The organism is Saccharopolyspora sp., from assembly GCF_017434145.1.
In the GTDB taxonomy this organism is placed as follows: domain Bacteria; phylum Actinomycetota; class Actinomycetes; order Mycobacteriales; family Pseudonocardiaceae; genus Saccharopolyspora_C; species Saccharopolyspora_C galaxeae.
In genome coordinates, this window is record NZ_JAFRFW010000025.1 from 1 (window position 1) to 7989 (window position 7989).

The window sequence follows — 7989 nt, forward strand, 5'->3', positions numbered from 1 at the left end:
CGCAGGTCGAGACCTTGCCGGCAAGATACGAGTCCAAGCTGACGGCGCCCGTCCGAATCAAATGCGCGGCCACGCGGCGACGAGCTCCCGGTCGCCGCTGACGAACAGGCCCAGCGGGTCACGCCGGTGCCACAGTCCGAGCAGCAGGTCGGAAGCAGCGCCGCGCAGGGTGGTCACCGGGCCCGGGCGCGGCAGATCGCGGCGGACGTGCCGGTCGAGATCGGTCATTTCGAGGACGATCGTGGCCTCCGCCTCGGGTGTCGCGCCACCGGCGAACGCGGTGCCGATGAACACGTGCAGGTACTCATCGACGCCGTCGAGCGCGATGTCGGCAGGCACCGGGTCCGGACTGCGACTGATCAGCCGCGCCGCGTCCCAGCGGTGAATCGCCACGTCCTGCGCGCAGCGGCGCAGCCAAAACTTCGCGGTCTGCGGCCCGATCGACCAGTTCGGCACCGCTGCCTGCGGATCGGTCCCGCGCAGCAGCGAGAGCAGCTCCTCGAGAGTCCGATCCCACTCCAGCGTGCAAGCCCCGGGATCGATAACGGGAACCGGAGCCGCGATGTCGCCCTTCCCGTCGTACAAGCCGCGCAGCCAGCGGGTGAAACCGGTCAGGTGCGCGAGCAGATCCGCCCCGGTCCAGTCCGGACAACTCGGCACGGTCTGCGCGGGGTGCAACCGGCACAGCCGGCCGATCTCGGCGCCGTCCACGGCGATGCTGTCGAGGTAACGACCGGGGGCCAGCGGCAACATCATGGCGCCGAGCCTTTCAACTCGACGCCGAGGCGGCGCCCGATTTCGCCGACCTCCCGGCATCTCACCGCGACCATGCTCCCCGCCTCGGGGGTGCGAGAGCTCGCTAATCAGCGAGTAATCCGTTCGCGAGAGCGGTGCAGGAGCCTCCCGCAGCCTGCTGATCGGACCCCGTGCCACCAGAACTCCCGGCGAAGGAGTCAGGGGTCGTCGGTGTCCTTGCGGCGGCGTGACGTGATGAACGCTCTGATTCCGATCACGATCCCGATGAGGATGGCGAGTTCGCCCATCGTGATCAGTGCTGCGGCTCCGAAGTGAACCCCCGTGCCGGGAGTGTGGACCGATAAGGACCACACGAGTCCCGCGACGAACACGGCCACACCGGACAGGACGACGCTCAACGGACGTGCAGCGGGTTTACGCGCGAGACCCATCACAGCGGATTTCCTTGTCGGACAGCGCACAATGACCCGGTGACCGTTTCGGCAGGTCACCGGGGCGTCGTGGCTGGTGTGCCGGGTAGAGGATTCGAACCTTTGAAGCTTGCGCGGCTGATTTACAGTCAGCTCCCTGACCACACCTGGCCTGCCAGTCAAGGCCGAGCACAGGTTGCCATGGCCGGTGATCGGCCAGACGACTCCGCCCGGCGGTCGGCCCACGGCCGGGTGCCCGCGAGCCGTCGGTGGTTGATCGGGTCAGCGCTCGGTCGTAGCGGGTTTCGAGTCGAGTTCGGCCTCGATGCGAGCGAGGCGCTGGTTAATCTCTGCTAGCTCGTCGCTGTGCACCGAGTGGGTTTCATACACAGCCTGCTCAACGATCTCTCGCAGCAGAGCGGTGTACCGGACCCCCCGTGCTTGAGCGAGCTTCTTCAACGCCTCGACCACATCGGCCGGAAGCCGCAGAGATGTCGTCTTCATCGGCTGTGGTTCGACCCACTGCCCTTGTTCCATCTCTTCGGAGGTGTCATGTGCGTCGTAGTAGGCGGCCAGCTCATCGAGCTCTTCGGTCGACCTCGCTTGACCTTGATCCTTTTTCTTCGTTGCCGTCATAGTTATCGCGCCTTCCGCAGGAACGTTTGCTTCTCGCTCGGCGTCATATCGCGTGCGGTCACGATGTAAGCCGCACCAGGGTGGCCGTTGGCAGGCGCTACCACCATGAACAGGTAGCGCCCTGCATAGGTGCGTCCGTAAATCAGCGTGGTGTTGCCCCGCCCAGAGACCAGCCAGTGCGGACGTTCGAGGATGGCTTCTCGGGTCTCTTTCAGCGTCACGCCATGCCGAGCGATGTGCTGTGCGGACCTCTCGCTCTCTTTCACCTCCTTGAACTGAGCCATAGGCACAGCGTAATGCAAACGCATTACGCAATGCAAGCGCATTACGTCGGCCCTGCCTAGCGGCGCTACGGCCGCGCGGCAACACAAAACGGCCCGGTGCCCTGTCTGTGCAGGTCACCGGGCCGTTGTGGCTGGTGTGCCGGGTAGAGGATTCGAACCTCTGAAGCTTGCGCGGCTGATTTACAGTCAGCTCCCTTTGGCCACTCGGGCAACCCGGCGGTGCGAACCAGCGCCTGCTGGCTTGCGGGCTCAAGGGTACAGAAGCGCGGCGAACGGCTCGGCGAGGGGGGCGGGCCGGTAGCGTGGCCGGGCGAAGTGACTGACGTCAGCAGGAGGTTGTGCGGTGGCAGACCCGTCGTTCGACGTGGTGAGCAAGGTGGACCGGCAGGAGGTGGACAACGCGCTGAACCAGGCGAGCAAGGAGCTGTCCAACCGTTTCGACTTCCGCGGCACCGGTACCAAGATCGAGTGGTCCGGGCAGGAGGCGATCACGCTGGAGTCCGAGACCGAGGAGCGCTGCCGGGCCGCGCTCGACGTGTTCCAAGAGAAGTTGATCAAGCGCGGGGTCTCGGTGAAGGCGTTCGACGTCGGCGATCCCGCCAACTCCGGCCAGGTGTACCGGGTCACCGGCAAGGTCAAGCAGGGCATCGAGCAGGACGTCGCGAAGAAGATCTCCAAGAAGATCCGCGACGAGGCGCCGAAGGGCGTGCAGGCCCAGATCCAGGGCGACCAGCTGCGGGTGTCCGGCAAGAAGAAGGACCACTTGCAGGACGTGATCCAGCTGCTGAAGTCGTCGGACTTCGAGGTCGCGCTGCAGTTCGAGAACTTCCGCTGAAGATCCGCGCGCCCGGGCCGGGTGCCGCTCGGGGGACAGGCGGCACCCGGTCCGGGCGTTCGAGGCTCCGGGAACCGCCCGGAGCACCCCGAGTGGGATGCGGAGACCCCGCGGGATGTGTCGCTCGGCGGGCGGTTGAACGTTTCACCAGTTCTGCCCGCCCACGGCAACGAGTCCTGGTGGAAACTGCCATCCGGCCGTCGGGGTTCCTCTACGGTGGTGAGCGACCGAACGGGCGCTGGAGGGATGCCGGGTGAAGGGAATCGTGCTGGCCGGTGGCAGCGGCACCCGGCTGCACCCGTTGACGCAGGGCGTGTCCAAGCAGCTGCTGCCGGATTACGACAAGCCGATGGTCTACTACCCGCTGTCGGTGCTGATGCTCGCCGGGATCCGCGACGTACTGCTGATCTCCACCCCGGTCGACCTGCCGCTGTTCCAGCGGCTGCTCGGGGACGGTTCGCAGTTCGGGCTGCGCATCGAATACGCCGAGCAGCCGCAGCCGAACGGGCTCGCCGAGGCGTTCGTGATCGGCGCGGATTTCATCGGCGATGATCCGGTGGCGCTGGTGCTGGGCGACAACATCTTCTACGGGCAGGGCTTCTCGCGGGTGTTGCAGCGCAGCGCCCAAGAACTGGACGGCTGCATGCTGTTCGGATACCCGGTGCGCGACCCGCAGCGCTACGGCGTCGGCGAGATCGACGCGGACGGCAAGCTCCGATCGATCGTGGAGAAGCCGCAGCAGCCGCGCTCCAACAAGGCCATCACCGGCCTGTACTTCTACGACAACGACGTGGTCCGCATCGCAGGCGAGCTGCGGCCGTCGGCGCGCGGCGAACTCGAGATCACCGACGTCAACAACGCGTACGTGGCGGCCGGGCGGGCGCAGCTGACCGAACTCGGCCGCGGCTACGCCTGGCTGGACACCGGTACGCACGACTCGCTGCTGGAAGCCGGCCAGTTCGTGCAGGTGCTGGAGCACCGCCAAGGGGTGCGGATCGCGTGCCTCGAGGAGATAGCGCTGCGGATGGGCTACATCTCCGCCGACGACTGCCACGCGCTGGGCAGCAAGCTCGCCAAATCCGCCTACGGCGAGTACGTCATGGACATCGCGCGCGCCGCGGGCGCCACCGGCTGAACCGGAGCGGGTCTGCGGCGTCGGACCGAATCAGGGCGCCGGGGCGGAATCATGGCGCCGAGCGCCGACCCGCCATGCCTTCCAAGCGCTGCACCCGGTCGCTGATCGGCGGGTGCGTGGAGAACATCCGCGCCATCCGCTCACCCGGCCGGAACGGGTTCGCGATCATCAGGTGCGATTGCGAAACCAGCTGCGGCTCCGGTGCCAGCGGCGCCTGCTGCGTACCGCGCTCCAGCTTGCGCAGCGCCGAGGCCAACGCCAGGGGGACACCGGTGAGCTCCGAGCCCGACGCGTCCGCCTGGTACTCCCGCGAGCGGCTCACCGCCATCTGCACCACCGCGGCCGCGACCGGCCCCAGCAGCGCGACGAGCAGCATCGCCACCGGGCTCGGCCGGTCCTCGTCGTCGCCGCCGAACATGCCGAACAACATCCCGAAGTTCGCCAGGAACGTCACCACCGACGCCAGCGCACCGGCCACGCTGGAGATCAGGATGTCCCGGTTGTACACGTGCGAGAGCTCGTGCCCGAGCACCGCGCGCAGCTCCCGCTCGTCCAGCAGCTCCAGGATTCCGGTGGTGCAGCACACCGCGGCGTTGCGCGGATTTCGGCCGGTGGCGAACGCGTTCGGCGCCTTGGTGGGGCTGATGTAGAGCGTCGGCATCGGTTGCCGCGCCGAGGTCGCCAGCTCCCGCACGATCCGGTACATGGCGGGCTGCTGCGCCTCCGAGACCGGCTGCGCGTGCATCGAGCGCAACGCCAGCTTCGCCGAGTTGAAGTACGAGTACCCGTTCATCCCCAGCGCCACCAGCAGCCCCACGACGAGGCCGACCCGCCCGAACAGCCCGCCGATCAGCACGACCAGCGCACTCAGGCCGCCGAGCAGCACCGCGGTCTTCAGACCGTTGAGGTGCCCGCCGAATCCGTGTCCGCGCATGGTCTCGCCCACTCGTCCTTCGCCTCCGGGTGCCGCGTGCCACGACCCGCGCCCAGCGCCGGGTCCACTTGGGAAACGAGCGGTGCGGGGGCGAAGTTCCGCTATCGGGACGTGCCGCAGGCCACCCGCCGGCGGAACCGGAGTTTTTTCGTCCGCTGTGCACGTTGCAACGCTGACCTGCACCGGAACGATCAGCCCGCACGGGACCGGATGCGCAAGATCGACCGGGCCTAGCATGACCCGCGCCACCTAGTCGCACGACTTTCCCGCCCGGGGGGTGGCGGGAGAGCGGAAAGGAACGAAGAGATGTTCGCCAGACTGCGCAAACGCCGATCGAGCAACGGCGCCGCGCCCCGCCCCGGTGCGGGCAACGCCGGCTACCTTCCCGAAACCCCCCTCGACGGCGGTGTGATCAGCTGCCAGGTGCACGACGAGCAGGGCAGGCTGCTGCCGGGCGCCACCGTCACGATCAACGACCGGCTCGGCCAGGTGATCGCCCAAGCAGACACCGACACCTACGGGTCGTTCCTGGCCACCGTCCAGCCGGGGGAGCACAAGATCTCCATCAACGCGGGGGGCTACAAGCGCAAGAGCACCCGCATCGAGGTGCGGGTCAACCAGCACACTTCGCTCGGCGGGGTGCAGCTGGAACAGGACGAGTCGCTCGCGCTGCCGCAGCCCGGGGTGTGGAACTTCGACCCGATGCACACCGAGATGCACTTCGTGGCCCAGCACGTGGGCATGTCGAAGATCCGCGGCCGGTTCAACACCTTCGAGGGCCGCATCCAGATCGCGCCGCGGTTCGAGGACTCGCGGATCGACGTGGTGATCGACGCGGACAGCATCGACACCGGCGTCGACATGCGCGACAACCACCTGCGCTCCAGCGACTTCCTGGACGTGGAGAAGTACCCGAAGCTGTACTTCACCAGCAGCAAGTTCCAGCAGGTGCGCGGGGACCGCTGGCTGATCGACGGGATGTTCACGCTGCGCGGCACCAGCAGTCCCGTGCAGCTCGACACCGCCTACCTCGGGCAGCGGTACTGGAACGCCCCCGGAACCGGTTTCGACCCGCACCAGCGGGCGGCGTGCAAGGCCACGACCACGCTCCGCCGCGAGGATTACGCGGTGAACTGGAAGACCGCTCTGTCCACCGGCATCGCGATCGTCGGTTCCACGATCGACATCGAACTCGGCGTGCAGGCCGTGCTGGAGGAGTGACCGCCCGCGCCGGCGGTTGCGGGGAACCGTCGGCGCCTCGCAGACGCGAGCGGCTGCGGGCCGCTGCGAGCGGGTTCGGGGAAGCGGCGAAGACGCTTGCGGCCGAGCAGCCGGCACCGCACGCGACTCCTCACTAGAAGCTGTGCAGCTCCATCGTGCAGCACTTCGGGCCGCCGCCGGACTTGCGCAGCTCCGAGACGTCGAGCAGCACCGGCTCATAGCCGCGTGCGCGCAACTGCGCGGCCAGGCCGGTCGCCTCCAGCGGCAGCACCACGTTGCGGCCGTCCGAGACGCCATTGAGGCCCAGGCAGGACGCATCGGCCTCGTCGGCGATCACCGCGTCCGGGTACAGCCGCTCCAGCACCCGGCGGGACCTCGCGGAGAACGCTTCGGGGTAGTAGGCGATCTGCGGCTGCGCCCCCTGCTCCAGCACGAACAACGCGGTGTCCAGGTGGTAGAACCGGCTGTCGACCAGCTGCAAGGACACCACCGGCACCCCGAGCGCCTCCTGCGCCTCGGCGTGCGCGGCCGGTTCCGTGCGGAACCCCGACCCGGCGAGCAGCAGACCGCCGGTCCAGGCGAAGTCGCCTTCCGCTTCGTTGACCCGGGACGGCATCACGATCTCGCGGTGCCCGCATTCGGTGAACCAGCGGCGGAAGTGCTCGGCCTCCGCGGCGCGCTCCGGGGCGCGGAACCGGGCGCCGAGGGCGCGACCGCCGATCACGACACCGGTGTTGGCCGCGAACACCATGTCCGGCAGACCCGGGTGCGCGGGCCTGACCTGCACCGAATGCCCCAACCGCTGGTAGGTGCGGCGCAATTCGAGCCACTGCTGCATCGCCACGCCGGTGTCCACCGGCTCGTCCGGATCCATCCACGGGTTGATCGCGTACTCCACGGCGAAGTGCTCCGGAGGGCACATCACGTAGCTGCGGCGGGTGGTGGTGCGCTGCTGGACGGGCGTGACCGCGAGAGCGGCTGTGTCGGTCATGATGCGAAATCTAGACGCGGCTTTGACGGCATTCAACAACGCTGCATTGCTTTCCATGCGCCAGAATGTTGCGCATGGACTCCTTGGACCAGCGAATCGTTTCGCAGCTCGTCTCCGACGCGCGCGCGAGCTACGCCGAAATCGGAACGGCGGTCGGGCTTTCCGCGCCCGCGGTGAAGCGGCGCGTGGACAAACTGCTGGACCTGGGGATCCTGCGCGGGTTCACGGCCGTGGTCGATCCGGAGGCGCTGGGCTGGGGCACCGAAGCGTTCGTCGAGGTGCACTGCCACGGCAACGTGCCCACGCATCGGATCCGCAGCGGGCTGGAACCGCTGCCGGAAGTGGTGGCCGCCTACACCGTCTCCGGTCCGGCGGACGCGATCGTGCACCTGCGGGCGGCCGACATCCACCACCTGGAAACCGCGCTGGAGCGGTTGCGGGCCGTGGAGTTCATCAACCGCACGGTCTCCACGGTCGTGCTCTCGCGGTTGCTGGAGCGGCCTCCGCAACCGTGAAACGGCAGCGCCGGGAACTCAGCCCTCGGCGTCCCACGGCTCGAAACCGGCTTCTTCGGCATCGGCGGTGGTCCGGAACCACACCTCGGCGACGATCCGGTCGTACTGCGGCGAGTCCGGGGTGTGGTACTGCCGCGAGGCGAAGTGCCCCTTGATCATGCCGTCCTGCTGCTCCGGCTCCTGCGGCTCGGCCAGCGACGCCCGCCTGCGGTTGGCCTGGGCCTGCGGGTCGTGCGCCCATTCCGGGGCACCCCGCTTGCCCGGCCGGGGCC

General features: G+C 68.2%; 10 protein-coding genes, 2 tRNA genes and 1 pseudogene. 4 read left to right on the forward strand and 9 right to left on the reverse strand.

Annotation, left to right across the window (positions count from 1 at the left end; translation table 11 throughout):
• Positions 1-57: 57 nt before the first annotated feature.
• The 6 genes from IJH84_RS00685 to IJH84_RS00710 form a co-directional block, all read right to left on the reverse strand.
• Positions 58-756: a maleylpyruvate isomerase family mycothiol-dependent enzyme gene (locus IJH84_RS00685; protein WP_295138958.1), complete on the reverse strand. Its 699-nt coding sequence runs from the start codon at positions 754-756 to the stop codon at positions 58-60.
• Between the two features lie 197 nt (positions 757-953).
• The gene (locus tag IJH84_RS00690) at positions 954-1187 is read right to left on the reverse strand and encodes a hypothetical protein (protein ID WP_295138961.1); all 234 of its coding nucleotides are present in this window, start codon (positions 1185-1187) and stop codon (positions 954-956) included.
• 79 nt (positions 1188-1266) lie between these two features.
• Positions 1267-1338: transfer RNA gene (locus IJH84_RS00695), tRNA-OTHER, on the reverse strand.
• Between the two features lie 110 nt (positions 1339-1448).
• Positions 1449-1802, reverse strand: a complete 354-nt coding sequence (locus tag IJH84_RS00700; RefSeq protein ID WP_200068972.1) for a CopG family antitoxin — start codon at positions 1800-1802, stop codon at positions 1449-1451.
• Positions 1803-1804: 2 nt separating this feature from the next.
• On the reverse strand, positions 1805-2086 hold the full coding sequence (locus IJH84_RS00705) for a hypothetical protein (RefSeq protein WP_295138967.1): 282 nt from the start codon (positions 2084-2086) through the stop codon (positions 1805-1807).
• 137 nt (positions 2087-2223) lie between these two features.
• A tRNA-Tyr gene (locus tag IJH84_RS00710) sits at positions 2224-2304 on the reverse strand.
• 125 nt (positions 2305-2429) lie between these two features.
• Between IJH84_RS00710 and IJH84_RS00715 the strand changes: the two genes are divergently transcribed.
• The gene (locus tag IJH84_RS00715; RefSeq protein WP_295138970.1) at positions 2430-2921 is read left to right on the forward strand and encodes a YajQ family cyclic di-GMP-binding protein; all 492 of its coding nucleotides are present in this window, start codon (positions 2430-2432) and stop codon (positions 2919-2921) included.
• A gap of 253 nt (positions 2922-3174) precedes the next feature.
• A complete protein-coding gene (gene rfbA, locus IJH84_RS00720; protein WP_295138974.1) occupies positions 3175-4056 on the forward strand; it encodes a glucose-1-phosphate thymidylyltransferase RfbA in 882 nt (293 codons plus the stop codon).
• 49 nt (positions 4057-4105) lie between these two features.
• Here the strand turns inward: rfbA and htpX are convergent, their stop codons facing one another.
• Complete coding sequence (gene htpX / locus IJH84_RS00725) at positions 4106-4990, reverse strand: zinc metalloprotease HtpX (protein WP_295138984.1); 885 nt, start codon at positions 4988-4990, stop codon at positions 4106-4108.
• Positions 4991-5296: 306 nt separating this feature from the next.
• Here htpX and IJH84_RS00730 point away from each other — a divergent pair, with 306 nt between their 5' ends.
• Positions 5297-6211 (forward strand): YceI family protein, encoded by a 915-nt coding sequence (locus tag IJH84_RS00730; RefSeq protein ID WP_295138977.1) that lies wholly within the window; start codon positions 5297-5299, stop codon positions 6209-6211.
• Positions 6212-6344: 133 nt separating this feature from the next.
• Here the strand turns inward: IJH84_RS00730 and ddaH are convergent, their stop codons facing one another.
• On the reverse strand, positions 6345-7202 hold the full coding sequence (gene ddaH, locus IJH84_RS00735) for a dimethylargininase (RefSeq protein WP_295138980.1): 858 nt from the start codon (positions 7200-7202) through the stop codon (positions 6345-6347).
• A 74-nt stretch (positions 7203-7276) separates the two neighbouring features.
• Between ddaH and IJH84_RS00740 the strand changes: the two genes are divergently transcribed.
• A complete protein-coding gene (locus tag IJH84_RS00740; protein ID WP_200068967.1) occupies positions 7277-7717 on the forward strand; it encodes an Lrp/AsnC family transcriptional regulator in 441 nt (146 codons plus the stop codon).
• Between the two features lie 18 nt (positions 7718-7735).
• Here IJH84_RS00740 and IJH84_RS00745 read toward each other — a convergent pair.
• Positions 7736-7989, reverse strand: a pseudogene (locus IJH84_RS00745) (hypothetical protein); the annotation flags it as partial.

Bases quoted from the DNA above. Each gene is read 5' to 3' on its own strand.
- IJH84_RS00685 (WP_295138958.1), bottom strand. From the start codon at position 756: ATGATGTTGCCGCTGGCCCCCGGTCGTTACCTCGACAGCATCGCCGTG.
- IJH84_RS00690 (WP_295138961.1), bottom strand. From the start codon at position 1,187: ATGGGTCTCGCGCGTAAACCCGCTGCACGTCCGTTGAGCGTCGTCCTG.
- IJH84_RS00700 (WP_200068972.1), bottom strand. From the start codon at position 1,802: ATGACGGCAACGAAGAAAAAGGATCAAGGTCAAGCGAGGTCGACCGAA.
- IJH84_RS00705 (WP_295138967.1), bottom strand. From the start codon at position 2,086: ATGGCTCAGTTCAAGGAGGTGAAAGAGAGCGAGAGGTCCGCACAGCAC.
- htpX (WP_295138984.1), bottom strand. From the start codon at position 4,990: ATGCGCGGACACGGATTCGGCGGGCACCTCAACGGTCTGAAGACCGCG.
- IJH84_RS00730 (WP_295138977.1), top strand. From the start codon at position 5,297: ATGTTCGCCAGACTGCGCAAACGCCGATCGAGCAACGGCGCCGCGCCC.
- ddaH (WP_295138980.1), bottom strand. From the start codon at position 7,202: ATGACCGACACAGCCGCTCTCGCGGTCACGCCCGTCCAGCAGCGCACC.
- IJH84_RS00740 (WP_200068967.1), top strand. From the start codon at position 7,277: ATGGACTCCTTGGACCAGCGAATCGTTTCGCAGCTCGTCTCCGACGCG.